The organism is Bartonella sp. MR90HLJMH, from assembly GCF_042194115.1.
Taxonomy (GTDB): domain Bacteria; phylum Pseudomonadota; class Alphaproteobacteria; order Rhizobiales; family Rhizobiaceae; genus Bartonella; species Bartonella grahamii.
On record NZ_JBHIMM010000001.1, the window covers coordinates 301,158 to 323,078 of the forward strand.

Annotated in this window: 11 protein-coding genes and 1 tRNA gene; 7 read left to right on the plus strand and 5 right to left on the minus strand. The window is 36.1% G+C overall.

Going from position 1 to position 21,921, the window contains the following annotated elements; all coding sequences use genetic code 11:
* Positions 1 to 649: 649 nt before the first annotated feature.
* Together ptsP and ACFIJ9_RS01185 are read left to right on the plus strand one after the other, a co-directional pair.
* Positions 650 to 3,181 (plus strand): phosphoenolpyruvate--protein phosphotransferase, encoded by a 2,532-nt coding sequence (ptsP, locus tag ACFIJ9_RS01180; protein WP_375635450.1) that lies wholly within the window; start codon positions 650 to 652, stop codon positions 3,179 to 3,181.
* 477 nt (positions 3,182 to 3,658) lie between these two features.
* Positions 3,659 to 3,748 (plus strand) — tRNA-Ser (locus ACFIJ9_RS01185).
* 461 nt (positions 3,749 to 4,209) lie between these two features.
* Here ACFIJ9_RS01185 and ACFIJ9_RS01190 read toward each other — a convergent pair.
* The 3 genes from ACFIJ9_RS01190 to ACFIJ9_RS01200 all read right to left on the minus strand — a co-directional run bounded on the left by ACFIJ9_RS01190 (position 4,210) and on the right by ACFIJ9_RS01200 (position 9,719).
* Positions 4,210 to 5,430 carry an MFS transporter gene (locus ACFIJ9_RS01190; RefSeq protein WP_375635451.1) on the minus strand — a complete coding sequence of 407 codons (1,221 nt, stop codon included), beginning with the start codon at positions 5,428 to 5,430 and terminating at the stop codon, positions 4,210 to 4,212.
* Positions 5,431 to 7,326: 1,896 nt separating this feature from the next.
* Positions 7,327 to 8,532 carry an ATP-grasp domain-containing protein gene (locus tag ACFIJ9_RS01195; RefSeq protein ID WP_375635452.1) on the minus strand — a complete coding sequence of 402 codons (1,206 nt, stop codon included), beginning with the start codon at positions 8,530 to 8,532 and terminating at the stop codon, positions 7,327 to 7,329.
* Positions 8,529 to 9,719 (minus strand): hypothetical protein, encoded by a 1,191-nt coding sequence (locus tag ACFIJ9_RS01200; protein WP_375635473.1) that lies wholly within the window; start codon positions 9,717 to 9,719, stop codon positions 8,529 to 8,531. The genes ACFIJ9_RS01195 and ACFIJ9_RS01200 overlap by 4 nt, the downstream gene beginning before the upstream one ends.
* Positions 9,720 to 9,900: 181 nt before the next feature.
* On the opposite strand from ACFIJ9_RS01200, the gene ACFIJ9_RS01205 reads away from it, so the two are divergent.
* The 3 genes from ACFIJ9_RS01205 (at position 9,901) to ACFIJ9_RS01215 (ending at position 13,143) form a co-directional block, all read left to right on the plus strand.
* Entirely contained in the window at positions 9,901 to 10,218 is a 318-nt protein-coding gene (locus ACFIJ9_RS01205; RefSeq protein ID WP_375635453.1) for a hypothetical protein, read from the plus strand.
* 582 nt (positions 10,219 to 10,800) lie between these two features.
* Complete coding sequence (tmk, locus tag ACFIJ9_RS01210) at positions 10,801 to 11,451, plus strand: dTMP kinase (protein ID WP_375635454.1); 651 nt, start codon at positions 10,801 to 10,803, stop codon at positions 11,449 to 11,451.
* A gap of 480 nt (positions 11,452 to 11,931) precedes the next feature.
* The gene (locus ACFIJ9_RS01215; RefSeq protein WP_375635455.1) at positions 11,932 to 13,143 is read left to right on the plus strand and encodes an MFS transporter; all 1,212 of its coding nucleotides are present in this window, start codon (positions 11,932 to 11,934) and stop codon (positions 13,141 to 13,143) included.
* A gap of 320 nt (positions 13,144 to 13,463) precedes the next feature.
* Here ACFIJ9_RS01215 and ACFIJ9_RS01220 read toward each other — a convergent pair whose 3' ends face one another.
* Together ACFIJ9_RS01220 and ACFIJ9_RS01225 are read right to left on the minus strand one after the other, a co-directional pair.
* Positions 13,464 to 13,733: a hypothetical protein gene (locus ACFIJ9_RS01220; RefSeq protein ID WP_375635456.1), complete on the minus strand. Its 270-nt coding sequence runs from the start codon at positions 13,731 to 13,733 to the stop codon at positions 13,464 to 13,466.
* Between the two features lie 520 nt (positions 13,734 to 14,253).
* Positions 14,254 to 14,535 carry a hypothetical protein gene (locus ACFIJ9_RS01225; RefSeq protein WP_375635457.1) on the minus strand — a complete coding sequence of 94 codons (282 nt, stop codon included), beginning with the start codon at positions 14,533 to 14,535 and terminating at the stop codon, positions 14,254 to 14,256.
* 150 nt (positions 14,536 to 14,685) lie between these two features.
* Between ACFIJ9_RS01225 and ACFIJ9_RS01230 the strand changes: the two genes are divergently transcribed.
* Both ACFIJ9_RS01230 and ACFIJ9_RS01235 read left to right on the plus strand, forming a co-directional pair.
* Positions 14,686 to 15,192 (plus strand): helix-turn-helix domain-containing protein, encoded by a 507-nt coding sequence (locus tag ACFIJ9_RS01230; protein ID WP_375635458.1) that lies wholly within the window; start codon positions 14,686 to 14,688, stop codon positions 15,190 to 15,192.
* 921 nt (positions 15,193 to 16,113) lie between these two features.
* On the plus strand, positions 16,114 to 21,132 hold the full coding sequence (locus tag ACFIJ9_RS01235; protein WP_375635459.1) for a Vomp family autotransporter: 5,019 nt from the start codon (positions 16,114 to 16,116) through the stop codon (positions 21,130 to 21,132).
* Positions 21,133 to 21,921: the final 789 nt, after the last annotated feature.

Here is a 21,921-nt window from a genome sequence, read left to right on the forward strand (position 1 = left end):
TCTTGATTTTAGTAGTTGATGATGGTGCTTGGGTGATGCTCGTACTTTGCAAATATGCGACAGAGAATATTGTGTGTTTGCGATATTGATTGAAGTAAAGGAGTATCTTAAAATACATAGATGTTATATATCAATAAGTTAGCATCATAGGATGAGCTGCACGGAATTTTAAAGATGATAAGTTGCATGGAGCAATTTATAATTATGTAATGAATTTATAAAGAGGGATAATAGGTTAAATAAACTTTGAGGAATCAGTTAAAATATTAACTGAAGTTACAGATGATTGGGAAGGATGCTTTCTTTTAGGGAGAATAATGAAAAGTTATGTTGAATAACTTGGGATAATGAGAGCGTTTTTAAAACATAGTTTTTTAGGTGATTGGTGCTGTAAAAATCGGGGTTTTGTCTTTGTAAAGTAAAAGAGTAAGAGGCAGACTTGCTTATGATGCTTTTAAGCACCTCGCTAGATGATAATATCCAATTGTATTATCGGTTATATTGAGGTATTTAAGCACCTCACTTAGCTACATTTCGTAAAATATAAAGAGAGCTGTGGTGGTATTTATAGCTTGTATTTTGGGAAATGCAGCTTTGAAAAGGAATTTATCAGAGATATTGGTGTTCAAATGTGAGGCAATTTGAATTCATGATAAGATGTGAGAAAGCAGAAGCAATGAATGTAGATTTTATCGAGAGTGAAATCTTGTCTATAAGATCTGTACAACTTGCAGCTACTTTTGATCATAAAAATGATGCAATTTATGCTGCTGCTGAATTGCTTGTGCAGGTTGGTGCGGTTGATAAGTGTTATCTGGCAAGCATGCTCGCATGTGAAGAAAAAACCAATACTTGGCTTGGAAACGGTATAGCCATTCCCCATGGTATGGCTGAAAATCGTGATTTAATTATCAAGGACGCTGTTGCTGTTATACAGGTTCCTGCTGGTGTTGAGTGGCAGGATGGCAAGAAAGCACATTTGGTTATTGCTATTGCAGCGTGTCCAGATCGCTATAGAGAAATTTGTAAAAAATTGACGTCTCTTTTATTTGATAAAAAACAGCTTGAAGTACTTGCAACAACTATGAACAAACAGCAAATTGTTACAACTTTGTTTGATCAAGATATGAAGATAGAAAAAACTTTTATTGGTGACCTTTCGGTGTGTCAGGAATGGACTTTAGATTATCCAAGTGGTCTTCATGCACGACCAGCTTCTCTTTGGGTTGATTTTGCGAAAAAGGCTCAAAATTCTATCAGAGTTCGTCATGGTCAATATGCCGTTGAAATGAAAAATTTGGTTGGTTTATTGCAATTAGGAGCAAAAAACGGTGATGTTCTGATTTTTTCTACAGATGCTGCAGAAGGAGCACAACTTCTCAATGATGCCATTGCTATTGCAAAAAAAGTGAGTATTAGTGAAAAATGCCTGATGAGAGCAATGGAATCTCAAACAAAGGCTTTTCATGGTTGGTATCCACGCTCTATGCAAAAAGGCATTTCTGGTGTTGGAGCAAGTTCAGGATTAGCATTTGGTAAGATTTTTGTTTTAAGGCAAAATGATATTTCCATAATAGACCAGCCAATTGATTTTGCAGCTGGTGCGGCATGTCTTGAAAATGCTCTTACAAAAACAAAACATAAAATGGCATCTGTGATTTCTGATATTACAGTGCGTATGGGAGCAGATTCTGCTGCGATTTTTTCTGCGCAAATGGTTTTGCTTGAAGATGAAAATTTAATAGCTCAAGCTTGTCGTTTTATAGCAGAAGGTCATGGTGTCGCTTGGTCTTGGGATAGAGCGGTTCGTCAATTTTCAGATATGTTTTTTAAGGTAGATAATCCTTTGTTAGCAGCACGTGCTGTTAATTTAGTTGATGTTGGTCGACGTGTTTTAGGTGAAATCAATCCATCCTATAGATCGTTCTTTTTAAATGATATTCCACATGGTGTAATTCTAGTTACAAATGACCTTTCTCCTTCTGATGTAGCACAACTTGATTGTACAAAGGTAAAAGGATTAGCAACAGCATGGGGAGGTCCATTATCTCATACAGCTATTTTGGCGCGTACTCTTGGTATTCCAATGGTTGTTGCTGCAGGTGGTGATATTTTAGCGATACAGTCTGATATTCAGGCTATTATTGATGGCGATAACGGGTTTATTTACCTTGATCCTACGCTTGAAGACGTTGAAGATGCTCAAAGGCATATTGATACTATTGTGCAAAAACGTGTCAGTGAAATAAGTGCGTGTAGATTACCAGCGCAAACAACAGATGGTCAAAGAATTCGTATCATGGCTAATGTCAACTACGCAAATCAGGTTCCTGTTGCGCTTGATTTGGGGGCTGAAGGTGTTGGACTCATGCGCACGGAATTTTTGTTTTTAGAGAATCCTCATATTCCGGATGAAGAGCTACAATTTAATATATATCGGGAGATGATTACAGCTGTAGGAGATAAGCCATTAATTATTCGTGCACTCGATATTGGTGGGGATAAACAGGTTACGCATTTACATTTATCTAAAGAGGACAATCCTTTTTTAGGTGTTCGAGGGACGCGGCTTTTGTTACGTCGACGTGATCTTTTGGTGCCTCAATTACGTGCTTTGTATCGAGCAGCAAAAGAAGGCGGAGATCTATGGATTGTGTTTCCGATGGTAATGTCTGTTTCAGAGATTGTTACTATAAAAAAGATTGCAGAAGAAATCCGCAATGATATTGATGCACCAAAATTAAAACTTGGTATTATGATCGAAGTTCCAGCAGCCGCCATTATGGCAGATGTGTTGAGCGCCCATGTTGATTTTTTCTCAATTGGAACCAATGACCTAACACAGTATACAATGGCTGTTGATCGGCAAAACCCGTACCTTGTGTCTGAAGCTGATAGCCTTGATCCAGCAGTTTTGCGTATGATTTATCAGACTATTCAGGGAGCTTCACAACATAAGTGTTGGGTTAGCGTATGTGGTGGTATGGCTGGAGATCCTTTTGGTTCAATGATTTTGACTGGGTTGGGAATTAATGAGCTTTCTATGATATCTTGCGATATTTCTCCAGTAAAGGCGTGTTTGCAGACTCATAGTTTTGAAGATATGAAAATTTTAGCACAAAAAGCATTACAATGTGAAACTGCACGAGCTGTACGTGCTCTAAGCAAGGATATAAGGTGATAAAGAACATTAAGGGGAACGAGCTAGTTCATTTTGCAGAGTAATCAGATCGTTAGTGCTATAAAACATTATTCTTTTATACGTTACAGGGAGGAGTAACGTGTGGATAAAAACACTTTAAGAAAGAATAAATGCCTTTTATGCATTCTCTCACATAGCAAGGGATGTTGCAACATTAGGGGATGAATAGCGTGATGGTACTTGGCTTGTACTTTTTATTTAAGGAAAGATGATGCTATTCAATAGATTTTATACCATTCATAGACACCGTATGAGATAGATGTGACAATCTTTTTATTCCCATTATTGTATTATACAAACCTATCCACGGAAAAAGTTTTTTCTTAAAAAGAAAGGATGTGCTTGTTATTCAACAGATATAAGCTCTTACTTTAATAAATGAATTTGTTTTTTGAACTTTGAATGTATAATTTAGGCTTGCACGTTATTTCTTTCTGGGTATAGTGCGAGACTTCTGGAGAGGTGGCCGAGTGGTTGAAGGCGCACGCCTGGAACGCGTGTATATGGGAAACCATATCGAGGGTTCGAATCCCTCTCTCTCCGCCATTAATTTAAAACGAATTTTCATATGCTTGATATGACATAGCTTAAAAAGCTCAGGATTTTTTTACTGTTTGCAATTGACCAGTTTGCGCTGATCTGTATCTGTCATTATGTATACCTAGAAATTGCAGTTGAATTTCCATGAATTTTATAACTTCTAAGTTACTCTCCTCTCGATCTTTAGATAACCTGATCTAGCATAAACGATCTCTTCAAATATCATTAAGGGATTTTTGCCATTATCACTAACTTCTGATAGAGTTTCAGAATTAATGGTGATCATAGTGCTATTTGCAATTCCGATTAACGGGCTAAATGCGTTTTATCCACATGAGAGGTAACGAACACCTCAGCTTTTCTCACGCAATGTGCTCATTTAAAATTAATGTCATGAATATTTGTACAAAATTTTTATCTATACGATAATCAAAAAAGGCTGACGTAATATAATAATTGAAGATCATTCATGCGGTGCTTTCTTTTATTTCTAAGCTTTGTATGTAAATAGATAGTCCGTGTAAAATAAATAAAGGGGCGCAAAAACCTATAAATATACACAGGACGTATAATGTAGAAAATGAAAAAAAATTTCCGGCATATAAAAGCACAATAGAGAATAAAGCTGTTATGATGCGCACACTGGCATCGCCTGCCAAAATCACCTCGGCTAAATTTTCACTAGGTGTGATAGCTTGTCCAATTGTTATTCCCGATACCCTAAAATAAAATTGCCCAATACCTAATAAAAAGCCCATAATATAAAGGGAATATTGAGTAAAATTTAAATATAAAACAAAAGAGATTGCGATCACTGCAAAAGCCGGTGTTCCCCATACAAAAAAACGAATTAAAGATGGAAATTTTCGTAAATAATAGGATGAGATAAGACCATTGACTACAAAACCCAGTGCTGACAAAGCAAAAATAGTATTTTGAATAGCTGTAAATTTTGTATTATCTGATGTTATAGATGCAAGAACAAGTGGCAATAGAACAATAGGCCCCGTATAGAGAAAATTATTCAAAATACGATTAATCGTTAAAAAACGCAACGCAGAAACCCGCCAAAGGCACCTAAAACCAACTCCATAAGCTTTTTGAGATGGCTTTTTTAATAGCTCTTTTACTCTGTTTATTTGTTGTATAGATTTTATACGAAACCATAGGCTGGCATTCAAAAGATAAATAAACACAATAAAGGCTATGGCTATTTTGTGCCCCAAATGCGCAATTATAAAATATATAAGCAATGGGGATATAATAACAAAAAACTGACAGCAACTAGTATAAAATGCAAAAATTCCAGCTTTTTGTTTGGGAGCTGGAACCAGCTGATTCAAGGCACTATTGTTATTTGGATTATCAGCCCCCATCAAGAGAGCAAGTAAAAAAAATACAAATAAAATAAGTACCGGATTGTTTATAAATAATAAGAACGATAATAAACAAGCGCAAATAATTTGACTATAAAACCCAATTATAAAGCCTTGATAGCGCACCAACACATTTCCCAAACATAAGCCTGCAATTCCAATTGCGATTAAATTAACAACATTTAAAGTAGCAGATGCTTTTCCAGTTGTATCTTGGAATTGTAACAAAGAAAGGCCAATAGATAATACACCACTAGCACAAAAACTCGTCAAACAACCAATCAAAATCATAAGAAAAACAGAATTACGCAATAGCTTTCTCACTCTTAAACAGAGACTCGAGCCATTTTATGATTTTCTCCATTGTCAAATATGGTTCGGTACTAAATTCCAGTTTTTCATAAAATTTTAGTTCAAATGCGTTGTAGGTACTTATTTTTTGCGAGTCATCTGTCAGCATGAATTCTATACTTGGTAACGTTGCGCCCGTAGATTGAGACAAATAATAGGAAATTACTTTCCAATAATTTTCCAAGACATATTTCAAGTGACAACCATCTAAAATATATTTCGAACAATGGTGCAAAGGATAACAAATACAAATAGCATCCGTTTCGTGTACGGGACAAGAAGAAATATTAATATTTTTATCATTTCATAATATTATAAAAACTTCAGTGAGCAGATCTTCTAAATTTAGTCTAGTCACAACAAGATTGGGTGCTAATTTTTGGGTAACATGAGACCAAGCCAATCTTACTACTAAAGTTCCCAAAACCTTTAAGTCAGATTCTAGATAAGCTTTTTTTAAATTCCCCACCCATATGGTTCTATGACACATAATAATTGGCTCATCTCGTCTGAATGAACAGGATGTAATTCTAAACCAATATTATCACAAAGGTTTGAGCTCTTGAATTGCTCGTATCCTAATCTGGTATTCTTAAATCATTATAGCAACTAAAGAGTTTTTAAGTATTCCAGCTTTTATTAAACTTTGTAATAATGTATTGGAATCTCTCCTTCACGGACTTCGACAATTATTTTCTCACCATTATAAGAACAAAAAAATTATCTTTGAATTTGCTTACTTTTAGAAAGAAAAATGAGCAACACTCTTCCTTAACTAAAAGAAACATGCTCTCTACTTTTTTCTTTATGATGATCAAAAACCTATACTGTTACAATTCGATCATCAATTATTAGGATAAATATTCTGCGTTTAGCCTAATAAACTGTTATGATCAATGTTTCTCTCTGTTCTAAAAATCAGCGCTTTTCTTCCTAGAGATACTCGTAATTGCTGTATAATCTTTCCCAAAAAGGCACTCCTTCAACATTGCTATTAACACGATCATTCTGAAAAGTTTTATACATACACACGGCATTATACGGAATGCTATGTATTTTTTTAACTTACTCAACTAACCAACATCTTTTTGATGGGCAAAATAAATCACGAAATTTGTGTGCTGTCACAATTCGAAAAACAATCATATATCTCCCTCTAATGATAGGCGATGTCATTAGAAGAAAGCCTTAACGATATCGGTAGAAAAAATTAACCAGAAAAAATTGCAGCACTGATGGAACCAATTTTATTTCACACCTTGTAATTCTATCTAAATTTTAATCATTTTTGTTAAAGATTCTTATGCAACTTTTTCTACGTTCAGCATTTTTTTCCACTTGTTTGCAACAAAAGATTAATAGCTAAATTCACCTGTGTCATAATAGCTCTTCTTTTGGTAAAATAGGACATCTTCAATCTCGATATATAAATATTTTAATTCTTTAATATATTCTCTTCACATGCTTTAGATTAACAACACACCAAAACCCAAAATAAAAAATATTTATTTTACTTAAGTTATTGAATATTATTTAAAAAGTATGGAAATAGAGTGATGCAAGAGTTAAGAAATTATTTAAAAGTTCAAATCCACCTACATTAGAGCCATCACGTATGGTAATAGCAGTTGTCATTAGGTATACTAAGTATGCTTGATAACTTTTCTGCTTCATGCCTGTAGGGAGTTCCAGATAGAGATAATACCAGAATCCATCCGCGAATGCTCGACAATAAAGCTGTAAACAAAATTATTTCCTTGTTGTTTAATCCATTAAGCTTGATCAATTTTTAATATTTGTCTATATTTTCAATTAGTTACGCTGATGAATCTATGTTTTCTTTCCAATTATTGTATTTTATAAGAAATTGCTACGAATGATCCTCTCCAAAGCTGATAATTCATCATCACTGTGTCCCCAAATTGCTATAATAGCTGGGCAGGTATTTAAATCGACGGTTAGGGGGAGGGGCTCGTTTTCTTTAAAAAAGAGCATAAAATGAACCACATTTTCCCAAGAATGAAGCTTTTGCTGCCATAAGTTAACATCTTTTATAATATGACCGTCGATCTTGTTGATAAGAAAGATAATACGCCCCTTTTTCTTAAAGTGGCTTGGTTTTTGCGAAAACACTCTTGCAATAAGATTAACGGAGCTTTCAAGTAAATCATCTTCATAGCAATGTGCGAACAAGGTGGGTGCAATTCCCCCGTGGAGGCGGGCTCCTACTTCGATCATCACTGGACCACGAGCTGTTTGCATGATTTCCATATGCGCGGGTCCATATTCAATCCCCAGCGCGCGAATGCATTGTTTTGCATAAGAGATAAGAGGGGCATAAGAAGGATCTTGAGCATCAAGCACATCAAGCGATTCATAAACAAAAGCACTTCCATTATGAATACCTTTTTTATATCGTGATAAACTACATATTTTTATAGCCTCTCCCTTTACAACGGCGTCGACGATGTATTCCTCTCCCTCCAATCTTTCTTGGAGCAAATAAGCCTCGTTAGGTGCGCCAAAAATATTTTTTTGCGTCCAGTCGATTCGAGAGGACCATGCCGCCACTTCCTCACGGCTGGAGAAAAACAAAATGCCATCACTCCCAGCAGAATCATTTGGCTTTACCACATAGCCGCTATGACTTTCAAAATCATCGATAGCACAATCGCCTTTTGTAAGAATCTTCGACCGAATGTAAGATAAACCATTTTCACAAAGGCGCCTTTGCATTACTGCCTTTTTTCGTCGCCAATCGGTGGTTGAGGGATTATTCCCAGGGCAATTATAATAAGCCGCCAATTGATCTGCACAATAAATACCCCCTTCGGCGCCTGCCACCACGGCCTCTATCGCACCGATAGGAAAGCGTGTCTTGATCTCATCTACATTATGAAGTTTCGCTTCTGCCATACCCTCTCCCTGATAAGAAAGCATATAGTGTGAAAAAGGAGCTTGTTGAGAGACAACACCATAACAAGTGTAGCCTAATTTTTGCAAAGCAGGGCCATAGAGGGCACCCGTGGAGAAAGGGTCGACAATAAGAATGGATTTGCTCATGCTGTGGCCTGCCGCGATAAAAAGAAAAGGATATAAATAAAGATTATCATTCCTATAAGGGGTAGAAGATAAACAGCTGCTTGAGGGCCCATAAGGGCAGAGCTTGTAAGAAGACCAAGGATAACATAACCTGCCGATTGGGAGAGAGTATAAAGCATGCCGCTATAGCTTCCCACCAGCTCTGCTTGAGCTTCTGTTTTAGTCGCTTCAATCGTATGTTTTCGGGCATTAATTCGCATGGTATTCATTGAAAAGCCAATAAAAAAGCAAAAGACCACAGCCAAATAGGGCGATTGTGTGGTGCTAAAAATAAGATCAGCCACGCTCAACATAAGGGCTGGGAGAATAAATTCAAAGCGAGGGATTTTGATAAAAGCAGCCAAAAAAGCGCCCAAGCCCGCGACCGCACTGCAAAGCCCATAATATTCAGAGCCAAAATTTTTCACACTTTGAAAAAGAATGGTTGCCAGCGTATTATAAGCGCAAATATGAAAGCCAATAAGTCCTATGCAGACGCATAAAAGTTTAAGCTCTTGGGAGAGTCCATTCGCTTGCGGTGTAGGTACGGGCTTCTTATCGGTTGCAAGTGCTGTGGTATCGGTAGCTTTATATTCATCGCAAAAGATGATATATCCGGCTATAAGGCTTATAATGATGTCAAACACACAAAGTGCCACAATCAAACCATTATAGCCAATTTCAGCCGCTGCTCCTTGAGGGCTGGTCGCTTCTAAGAGATAACCACTCAGTGCTGCTCCCAAAAAAGCGCCAATTTGCACAACTGTTTGCATAATGCGGGAAGCCTTTTGGGCGCTAATATAACCACCAAGTGCGAGTTTAGTATTATAAGTCTCGAGAGTGCTTAAGGTAATCAAAGAGAGATAGCCGATAGAGATAGAGACAGCGATAAAACCAAAGGGGGAATCGGCATAATGGAAAAGTGCAATCAATAAAAGAAGGCTATAGATAATGATCCGCCTTTTGTATAAATCGACCAACCTCAGGGAGGCTTTAATGCGCACAAGTCCGCTTTTTTTTAAAAGGTAAGGCGTAAGGGTGCCCAAAGCCATGGTTATGCCTAGGAAAATCGATGAGGATGTTATGCGATAAGCATTCCAAAGATTACTTAAGAATAGAACCATATCAGAAAGATATAGCAAGACAACAAGCCCATAAAACCGAAACATCAGTTGTTTGGGCACATCATCCCCCCCATTTCGAAATCTCTTAAAAACACGCAGTATTATAAATCAGCACACATGTTTACGAATAATAAATACATACATACATGGCTGGGCATGTCAAGTTTTTTCAGTAGGAAAAATTGAACGCTGATGTTTATGCTAGTGATAGCTTATTTTCAGGAGAATGAGTAGGATGGAGGCTGGTATTTTTACTGCGTCTCTTGGCAGGTGGCTTGCCAATAAAGAACTATGTCCTAGAGATATATTTCGCGCTTTCAAGTTGATTTTGTTTATACTCAAGGTTGAGGTTTTGTTATTGACGGTTGTTAGATGTTGTTGTGACAATAAACTTCGTTATCTATCAGAAACATTTATGGCATTAGCGCTAAGGTGTGCGGTTGTATTAAAGCCTTTATATGGTAGTCTTTTTCATAGAGAAGGTATTATTGGTTCAGTTTTAGGAGGCTTTGTCACGGCCGATTTGGGCGTCGTCGTTGTTTGAAGTCTTATTATAATATTCTTAGTTTCAGTTTATGAATATACCGAAAAATATAGTGAAACATTTGATTCAAACGCTTTTGCAAGGCATATTTCAATATCTCAGCGATGTTTTCTGAGAATTGCTCTGCTGCTTTTTGACGGAATCGGATATCGAATGCTTATAGCGTGGGCAGTGGTTTGAGAAAATATAGAGTTGATTTCGTTAGATTCCTGTGTAGCGCAATCTAGTATCAGCCCTTAGGGGCAATAATATACTTAGATCGAACTCATTTCTATACGCTTACACGACGTTATAGGAGTAATCCTCAGAAACTCTACTAGAATTCGTTAAAAAATGGCAGGTTATGTAGCGTGAACAAAAAATATATTTTTCAAAAATACTTAATCTCATTTTCAGTTGTCTAAAATATAATCTTATCTTAAAAATAAGTCTATATACCGCCATTTATCATAAAGTTAATAAGTTATACAAATGCGGGAGTATTGTGTTTTTCTGTTTAGAGACGAGTAAAAAAACATCTTATTAAACATTAAGAGATTTTAGACATAAAACAATTTAACTTATGGAGAGTATATAGACAAAATGTATCTTGATAAAAAAGTTTATAATTCCATGTGGTCTCCAAAGAAATTTTCCGGTTCTTTTATTGTCTTATGCGGGTTTGATGGGAGTGGAAAGACAACACAAACAAAAGAAATTGCTCACCATTATTCAACAGAAAAACATATAATACAAACTTTTCAATCCAGTTATTGGTATAGAAATAATCCAGAAATTAGAGATTACTTAGATAATGGAAAAGCAATTGATCCGTTGCTTTTCGCACTCTTATCAGCGACAGATAGACGCAAACATACGCTTGAAATTATTGAACCTTCCTTAATGTTATCGCAAAATTTATTAATTAGCGATCGATATGTTTATTCTAGTCTTGCTTATTTTTATGCTCGAGAGCTTTCTGTTGAAAGTGTAGTTAAATTAAATCAATCTATTCCAAGACCTCATATTACATTTTATCTTCATTTACCGCCCACTACTATACTGGAGCGGTTGCAGAAAAGGGATGGTTTAAACTTAAAATACGAAGAACAACTCTCTTTTATTGAAAAAGTTTATGAAGTATACGAAGTTTTATCAGAAATAGATGAGCGGTTTATAACAATTGATGGAACTGCTTCTGTTTCTTTAATTCATCATCAAATACGACGTCATATAGATGAAGTTTGTTTTTGATTATGAATAAAATCATTTATTAATCAATTTATCCACGATAAATCCTTCTTATGTATTCGTATTCTAAATCTGAAACTTTAGAGATATGATTGCAATAATTTAACTGCTCAGGAAAAATATCACGTTATATATTTTAATTGGAAAATTAACTGTAATGGGCTTGTTTTAAAAGATTTAGAGAAGGGGAGTAGAAAAGTTATCAATATTTATCGTGAGAATAATAGTATGTTTATTCTTTTAGAGACGAAGTGTGGTGATAGAATAACGACATGGAGGGATGTACTCGAGCATATTTTAGTGCATAAATGTTTTGTTTTCATAGAAGAATTAATCATACAACAGCACAAAGATTTTAAAAGCTTCAAAAAAGGAATTTTGCTTTCTTAAATTTAATGATCTAAAATGAAAACCGTAGGAATGCATGTTTTTAAACAGGATGTATCATGCATATCGACGGGTATTTATTTTAGAGGATAATTTATGTTCACTTCAAATTTGAAGGAACGCATTGCTTTATTTGAAAATAGAACTTTTCTCTATTTTACTTTGAGTGGCTTATTTGCTACATTTGGAAATGGACTAAATTATATTGCATTGTCGTGGCTTGCTTACAATCAGACGAGTTCAATCCGTGGTGTAGCGTTGATGATGCTTTTTCTTTGGACGCCTAGCATTATTTTTGCCCCTATTTTGGGCATATTGGCGGATAAATATAATCGTAAAACGCAAATTATTATTTCAAATCTTGTGAGAGGTTTGGTAATCGTTGGCTGGGTAATGCTATGGCATTTTGGTATAGAAATTGAATTGATGGTCTTATCTGCTCTTTTGGGTATTTTTATCTCTTTTTATATGCCATCAGCTATTTCTTTAATTCAAAGTATTGTGCTGAAGGAACAGCTCATCAATGCAAATGCGACTATCGATATGATTTATGAACTTGGCACTATCGCAGGTATGGGCTTAAGTGGATTGATACTGTCCTATGCAGGAACAAAAGGAACTCTTCTAATAGGTGGTATATTCTTTATTATTGCTGGTTTATTTAATTTTGCAATGAAGGTACCTAAAAACCGAAGATCTAAAAATCAAAACCAGCAAAATTGGTGGGAAAATTATACAGCAGCACTTCATTATTTTAAACAGAATCCGGCTCTTTTTGTACCTTATGTAAGCCAGATGATTATTATGACTCTTTTGATGACCATTCCTGTTATTCTCGTTCCTTATATACAAGAGGTTTTGCATGCGGATAGCAGGACCTTTGCAATATTTGAGGTGCTTTATTCTATGGGCGTATTGACAGGTGCGGTTTTTTCACCACTTCTTTGTAAAGTTTTATCCATAAGGAAAACATTAGCCATTTTATTAGCTTTTATGGCTATTGGTCTCGCTATTCTCTCTGTTAATACACACAATTTTGTTGTTTTTCCTGTTTACTTTATGATTGGATTTGGACTTTCGAGTTGGGCTCTTTCGATTTCTTTATCACAACTCTCTTGTGATCCTGAATACCAAGGAAGATTGCAGGCAAGTTTTAATGGTATCTCTGGATGCTTGATCCTCGCAGTCTATCTCATTATGGCACGCGATAACAGTAGCATATCACCTCAATCGATATATTTTTTTCAAAGCATTTTTGCACTTGTTGGAGTATTCATAGTGCTGTTTTATAAACATGAAAAACAATAAATTACATTTATAAGTGTGGTAATACACGCTATTTTATAAACATTTACGCTACAGCATATTTCATATTTTGCTTTTACAGGGAAGTGAGAAAATGTAAAAATTGGTGCTTAATGAATAAAGCATAAATTGATGTATGCTAGAGAATACTCTCTATTTTTTGATAACGACCCACAAGAATTGCTGCGTTTCTTTAATTCATCTCACTGTTGTTAAGAAGACGAAAACGCAACATTTTAAATCTTCTTGAAAGTTTTTTTGTTTAAGCGCAGTAGAAAGTAAAGCGATAAGGTAATATCTTATCATACGGGGAGAGTGTTGCATTATTTTTGTTTTTCAAAATCCATATGAAAAATTGTATCAATTTCATCTTCATTGGAATGGGTATTTCTACGACGATGTAAGGTTTGCACAATCTCTTTTTTTAAAACAGCATCTGTTTCACTTAAACGGTGAATACTGAGTTCCAATTCAAGAGATAACGCCAAATCCACGCACAATTTAAGCTCTTCTCCAATGTCGAAACCGTGTTGATAGTCGTCATAAAGACCAACCAATGTATCAGATAATTCTTTATCGCATAAAGAGGTCATGCTTAATTCCTCCGCGTTGCGGTTTCCCATACAGCTTTTTTAAGTATCACTCCACTATTATCACTTAGAATTGCCATGTATACGAACCTCATGGTTTTGTCAATTTTCTGCAAAATACGCGCTTTTAAATCAATGTCTATTAAAGACTGTATTACTTCAAGATTTTGAAGCGCCAATTGTAAATATGGATGGTAATGTGTTTACTATAGAACTTATAGCATTTAAAATACATTGCTAAAAGGCTTTTAATATGCATAGAGGAGGAGCATTCTGACGATAAACCAAACACCCTGAAATCTCTATTGCCAATTACAGCTAACTTAGCACCATTAATATATAAAATAAGCAAATATGGTTTGTAAACGTCTAACTTTTTAATAACGAGTGATGATCTCATTTTTTGTAGAATACCAATTATTTTACCTGTTTTATATTGATTTTTAGACATTGATAAACTTTTTACCTTATGTTGTAATGTAAAAACTTTGGGAAGTGTATTTATAGATTCTTGCAAAGAGGTTTAAGCAGGTTTACTAGGCTGTTGAGTGAGAGAACCTGTGTTGGGCTTTTTGCTTCTGAAAAATATGACTGTGACTTTTGAGAAAGCAGTTGGCAAGAATTTGCTTGGCGTGCAAACTGATAGAGTTGGCAGTGGCGCATTTAGCTTTTTCATTAGGCTGTGTCCAAATGTTTTTGACTCTGGAAAATAGCCTCTGATAGGCTTGAGTTTTTCCAAGGTTATATTACAGGGACGCAGTTCAGTAAAATACCACGGCGATTGCATTTTTTGTGTAATTGTCATAATTTTCGCTCCTGCTTAGACGGATGCTGTAACATCCATTTTTGTGGGGTTATGTATGTAGATCTTTGCCTAACATGAGGGGCAGTAACAAAAGGTATAAATCAATATAATTATTTAGTCAACAATTATATTGATTTTGGAGTGTTTTTTTTGGCTCGTCCGGAAGCAAAACCTAAAACTGAGTTGGCAAAACGTTTTCGTGAAGTGCGTCACGCTCTTGGTTTTACAGAGCGTAAGCAGTTTGCGGAACATCTTGGTATCACTGCTGGCTCTATAGGAACTTATGAAACTGGTATAAGTGAGCCTACAGCCTCTGCGCTCTCCAAATATCAAGAAATTTGTGGTGTTTCATTAGATTGGCTTGTAACGGGCAATGGCGAGATGTTTTCAGATATGGCAAAGGCGAAAGCAGCTGGTTTTAAACCACAAGCGATTCCTGCTGGGCTGATGAAAAAGCTTGGACATTTGGTTTATACGACCTATCATGATGCAAAAATAACACTTTCTCCTGAAGATGTTGCGGAATTAGCAGCAGAGCTTTATGGAAAATTGCAAGAGCTTATTCAAAACCTCAATGATATGGAAGAAGTCGAAGCCACTTTGCCACTTTTAAAATTGCATTTAAAGCGTAAAATCGAAACTGAAAAGCACATCTAGAAACGTCATAAGATACGAATGAACAGCCTTTTTAAAAAATAAAACTTTTTTGATTTTTTACGGTATAAACAGGTTTTAAATAAGAAAATCTCACGATTTTTTTTGGTCTCTTATTCAACATGAAATAATGATAAATTACCGTTATAAATTAATGTATTGCTCTAATAAAGATAAAACTGCTTATAAAAAGAATTACAGTTAGTAATACAAAAAAAATATACAACAGTGAAAATACAATGACGATGTTTTGTTCCTATAAAAGGGTTACAGACATATAAGAGAGAAGAAGGAAAGACTATTTATAGGCGCGCTTTTGTCTTTTTATGAAGATGATGAGATGAGCACGTTGAAACTTTTTACAGAGCGTACATCATTATATTAAGAAAGATTTCTTTTAAAGATATGTATCATATATTGAAACAGCTTACCTCGCAGAAAAGAGTGAGGTCATTATGGTAATCGTCATCCATTACATTATGCTATAAGTTAAAAAAATCATAAATTTGTGCTTATAAGAACAGCTAATTTATTGAGAAGTATTTTGACAAATTTATAAAAAATTATTTTTATACTCTTGCCATTCTACTGAGGCGCTTTATCTAAAAAGTAGAATTGCTCTTTAGTAAAACTATCTTTGTTAAGAGGTAAATAGCAGTGTTTTTGAATGGAGATTACGTTATGTTTTCAAAGTCTTGTGTTTTGGTTTATTTTTTAGCTTGAATCCCTCTAGCTCAAAGGGTTGGGGACTTTTCTAGATTCAATATCTTTTCAGAGATTTTAGGGTGATGCTGTGATGGGGATCGCTATCGCGGGGGATGGTTTTTGTCTTTAATTTATTCGTTTTTTGGGGCGCAAACAGGGGTTTTGCCGTGAGGTTTTTGCGCGTTGTAATGATATTGGACTCTGTTGGAGGAGGTTCTTATGAAAAAATTATATTCAACATCAAACTTGGTTAAAGCTGTTTCGTTGGGAACAGTAATGACTTCACTGTTATCAAGTGTTTCGCCGGTTTTTGCTGCGAACCTTGCGATAACAGGAGGGCTTACTTCAAGCTCAAGTGCTCCTGGTGTGGCTTATGCACATGGCAGTCATGGCAGTATTGTTTTAGCTGGTGATGATAATTTCTGTGGTGCAGACACTGTTATTGGTCGTGGTGGTATACAACAGGCGAATGCTGCTAATCCTATAACTGCAGAAGAGCAATATAATAGATTTATCACGGATCAAAAATTTGTTGATCGTAATCCTTATGGTACAACCACTGAAAAGGTTACTTGGGGTGGTAATAGTTGGACAAATCCTCGTGGTGGTTATATGGGGGCGCTGACTGGTGGTGTCGAATCCGCTATGCCTGAGGCTTATGGTGTGTACTCTTTTGCAACTGGTTGTGGATCTGCAGCGACGGGGAATTATTCAACGGCATTTGGTGCTGGTGCAACCGCAAAAACTGGTGGAGCACAAGCTTTTGGTGTTTCTGCGCTTGCAGCTGGAAAAGTAAGTGTTGCTATGGGTGTGGGATCAGAAGCATCGGGGGAAGCTACAGTTGCTATTGGTGGACTTGCAACCGCTTCTAGTAAAAATAGCGTTGCTTTAGGGACTAAGACAAAAGCAGATAAGAATTATGCAATTGCTATAGGTTCAGAAGCTGAAGCTTTGGGGTCAGGTGCTATTGCAATAGGGAGCAGGGATTCTGACAGAACTCCAGAAGCTAACAGAAAAGTAACAGCAAAGGGAGAAAACGCGATTGCTATAGGTACGCATACCTACGCTGAAGCGGAAGATTCTGTTGCTATTGGAGCAAATGCACAAGTAAAGGTTTATGACGGTGTTGCTATAGGTGGGGGCTCTCTCTCTGATAGAGCTAAGGGGATTGTTGGTTATGACCCTTATCTGAATGGTGATTCAACAGAAACCGGTCTGGCATGGAAAAGCACTGCAGGTGCTTTCAGCGTTGGTGAAGTTGGTGGCAATGGTAACGGTAAGCTAACACGACAAATTACAGGGGTAGCAGCTGGTAGTGAAGATACCGATGCTGTGAATGTGGCGCAGCTGAAAGCTATGAGAGACGTCATAGCAGGAGGAGGAGCTTGGAAACTTTCTGCTAACGATACAAATCCTACAGATGTTAATCCAAGCAATACAGTCGATTTTTCAGTGAAAAATAACAACGAAGTGGGAAAAGACAACTTAAAGATAGAAAAAGGTAGTGCAAATAATAAGCATAACGTCAAATTTGCTTTGAGTGATACTCTTCAATTAACGAGTGTCACTACAGGACAAAGTTCTATGAGTAACAATGGTTTTATGATCACTAATGGGGCCAAAATAACTATAGATGGTATTGATGCTGGCAAGCAACAGATTACAGGAGTAGCAGACGCGACTGCAGATGATCATGCAGTGAATTATAAACAGCTGAAGGAAGTAAAAGATGGTTTCAAAACAAGTTGGCAACTTTCTGTTAATGGTCAAGATGCTACGCATATTGGTCCAAACGGTTCAGTAAATTTACAATCAGCTGGTAACAAAAGTAACCCGAATATTCAAATTATCAAAAACAGTGACAACACTGTAGAATTTGGTTTGTCTGATAATATTAATGTAAAAAGTGTCACAGCAGAAACAAGCGTTATGAATGCTGATGGCTTTATGTTTACTGATGGTAATGGGCCAAGCATAACTGTTAATGGTATTAATGCAGGCGATCAAAAGATTACAAAAGTGGCAAGGGGAACTGAAGATACCGATGCAGTAAATTTTGCACAATTGAACGAAATCAAAAATGAAATGGCAGGAGATAGTCTTGTTAAATGGGACGAAGGACAGGAACTTATCACCATTGGTAAGGAAAAAGGCGGCAGGTCAATTACTGTTCAAAATAATAAAGGCGGTGATCGGGCTATTAGGGGTGTTGCATCTGGGGCGGTTAATGAGAATTCATCTTATGCAATAAATGGTTCCCAGCTTTATGCTATGGGTAGCGACATTGCTAGGTATTTTGGTGGTGGTGCTAGCTATGATGGGGCATGGACTGATCCTACTTTCATAGTTTTGCAGCCTGACGAAAAGGGTGCTATTTTTGGGAAGAAACACCATAATGTCGCTGATGCTTTAGGTGGTGTCAACAATTCCATCCTGGATATTTACTATCGGATTAACAATCAGACAATAAATAATCTTGTTAAATGGGACGAAGAACAGGAACTTATCACCATTGGTAGCGAAAAAGGCGGCGAGTCAATTAGTGTTCGAAATAATGCAGGCCTTAATCGGGTTATTAAGGGTGTTGAATCTGGGGCGGTTAATGTGGATTCATCTGATGCAATAAATGGTTCCCAGCTTTATGCTATGGGTAGCGACATTGCTAGGTATTTTGGTGGTGGTGCTAGTTATGAGAGTGGGGAATGGACTAATCCTACTTTCCGTATTTTGCAGCCTGGTGAGGATGGTATTTTTACGAGTGCATCATACAATAATGTCGCTGATGCTTTTCGTGGTGTCAATAGTTCCATCACGAATCTTCGTAATAGAATCCTTAATATAAAAGAAAATAGTCTTGTTAAATGGGACGAAGATGAGAAATTCATTACCATTGGTGCTGAAAAAGGCGGTACAAAAATCGATATCGCAGGTACTGAGGGAGAGCGAACCATTGCAGGTGTGAAAAATGGAAAGATTTCAGAAAATTCAACAGAAGCAATAAATGGTAGCCAGATTAATCAGATATCTGGAGATATTGCGAATTTCTTTGGTGGGAATGCAAAATTTATTAACGGTGCTTTTGTTAAACCAAGATATAATTTAACTACTATTGAAGTAGATGGCTCAGTAAGACAGAAGGAATATAATGATGTTGGATCGGCTTTAGATGGGCTTGATAAAAATGTCAGGATTGTTAATGCAAATTTGATTAGTGGGTTTAGTGATGTTGCTAAATATTTTGGTGGTGGCGCTGGATATAATGAAAATGGAGAATGGCACGCTCCTACTTTCAAAGTTTATCAGATCAACGATAATGGTGCTGTCTCTAAGAAGCCTTATGACAATGTTGCTGATGCTTTTGAAGGTGTGAACAATACTTTCACAAATATTCACAATCAAATTTCTGATATAACAAAAAATAGCCTTGTGAAGCAAGAAGGAGGTGCGTCAGGTGTTATCACTATAGGTAAGGATACAGCTGGGACTGAGATCAATATTGCAGGATATGGTAAAGTAGAACGTTCTATTTCTGGTGTTAAGGCAGCAGAGAAGGGTGATGAAGCTGTTAACAAAGATCAACTTGATAAAAGTATAGAGAAGATTTCTAAAGATATTGAGACAGCAAGTGCTGCTGCAGTTCTCTATGATAAGAATGACAATGGTAATGTTAATTATGGTAGTGTAACTTTGGGCGGCGATAAGAACAACGGACCAGTTGCTCTTCGTAACGTGAAAGATGGTAGCATTTCTGAAAATTCCAACGATGCAATCAATGGTAGTCAGATTAATAAAATATCAGCAGATATTGCAAAGTTTTTTGGCGGTGGTGCAAAGTTCATTAACGGTGCTTTTGAAGGGCTGAAATATACTTTATCGGCTATTGTAGATGGTAAGGTAGGGAAGGCTGATTTTTATGACGTTGGTTCAGCTTTAAAAGGTCTTGATAGTAATGTTCAAGATGTAAATAAGCGCTTAACAAATGTATCCAATGAGTTTAATCAGAAAATTGAAGATTTCTCAAAAGATGCTTTACTGTGGGATGATGAAGAAGAAGCATTTGTTGCACGTCATGAAAAAGATGGCAAGAAAACAAACAGCAAATTGAAATATCTTTTAGATGGTGAAATTGCTAAGGGTTCAACGGATGCCATTACGGGTAACCAGCTTTATTTCATGAGCAACCAGCTTGCTAATTATTTCGGTGGCGGTGCCAAATATGAGAATGGCAAATGGACAGGTCCTACTTTTAAGATTGTTCAAGTCAATGCTGATGGTACGACTGTTGAGAAAGAGCACCATAATGTCGCTGATGCTTTTGGTGACGTCAATAAAAATATGTCAAATATTAATAACCGTATTGATGATGTCATCAACAAGGTCGATTCAGATGCTTTAAAGTGGAACAGTGATAAAAAAGCCTATGATGCAGGTCGCGATGGTAAGCCGAGTAAGATTATCAATGTAGCTGATGGTAAAATTGCAGAAGGTTCGAAAGATGCGGTTAATGGTGGTCAACTTTGGGAAACCAATGAACGTGTCACGAGTGTTGAAAAAGATGTGAAGCATCTTAACAACAGAGTCGATAATATTTCCACTACGGTTACGAATATTGGTGAAACGGTTTTCAATATTGAAAACAAAGTTGATAATATTGATAATAAAGTTAACGATATTGCTGAGGACGCTGTTCGTTATGACAGAGATGAAAACGGCAAAAAAACCAATAAAATCACATTAGCGGGTGGTGATCCTAGTGAACCTGTTATGATTGATAATGTAGCTGATGGTAAAATTGAAAAAGGGTCGAAAGAAGCTGTAAATGGTGGTCAGCTCCATGACTATACCCAAGAACAGATGAAGATAATTCTTGATCAATCCAAACACTACACAGATCAACGGATAAATAATATCACGATTGATGCGATTGATGATGCTGTTGATCGGGCTAAGCAATATACAGATATGAAGTTTGATGTTTTAAACTATAGTATTGAGAGTGTGAAAAAAGAGGCAAGACAAGCAGCTGCGATTGGTTTAGCAGTTTCTAACTTACGCTACAATGATACACCTGGAAAATTAAGCGTTGGATTTGGTACTGGTTTATGGCGTAGCCAATCTGCATTTGCCTTTGGTGCAGGTTACACCTCAGAAAATGGAAAATACCGTTCTAACATATCTGCAACAACTTCTGGAGGTCACTGGGGTGTAGGCGCGGGATTCAATATGACATTGAACTGATAATAAACAAAATACATAAAAAACACTTTTTCACCCCTGTCTCATGAGGCAGGGGTGAATTGTTTTTACGGATGAAAAAATATATATATATAAATTGATAAGCGCTATAATGATAAATACAGGTTTAAAAAACAGAAAAACCGTACACTTTCAACAAAGTAAACTTCTTATTTCAAAATAAGATAATGAGTTTTTTCATAAATTATAAGTTCATTATTTTCTGCTGTAATTTTTAAATATAAAAAATCTGTAGCACCCTACAGATAAAAAAACTCTCACCTTCTAGAAATCTATTAAAAAATTTTCTAATAAGATAAAAGTATATATTTAAATGTATTTCAATTTTACCGGAGGAAGTTATAGAAACAATATACTAAACTAACTCCACCCCTTGCAAAAAACAACCAACAAGTTTAAAGGTTAAAAAACAATCACCACAAAAAATTTACCTTCTTAGGAAATGTAAAAGAGCAAAGCACGTTAACCATAAAACCTAAAAACACAACTTCTCTATCTTTTCAATCAGGTACTAAATTTTTATGTTTAGAAAAAGCTGATTTTAAAGAGTTTTATAGCGCTTAAATGTGTCTTTTTTATGTTTATAGTTATTTTTTCATTGGGGAGTTCATTATGAAAAAATTATATACAAAATTAGCAGGGAGCGATTTAAAATTTTCTCGTTTTTCTTTTGTTAAAGTTCTTTCATTGGCTTCAGCGGCTACATTTTTATCGAATGTTACACCTGTTTTTTCAGCAAATTCTGATTTTAGAAACACATTTCTTGAGGGT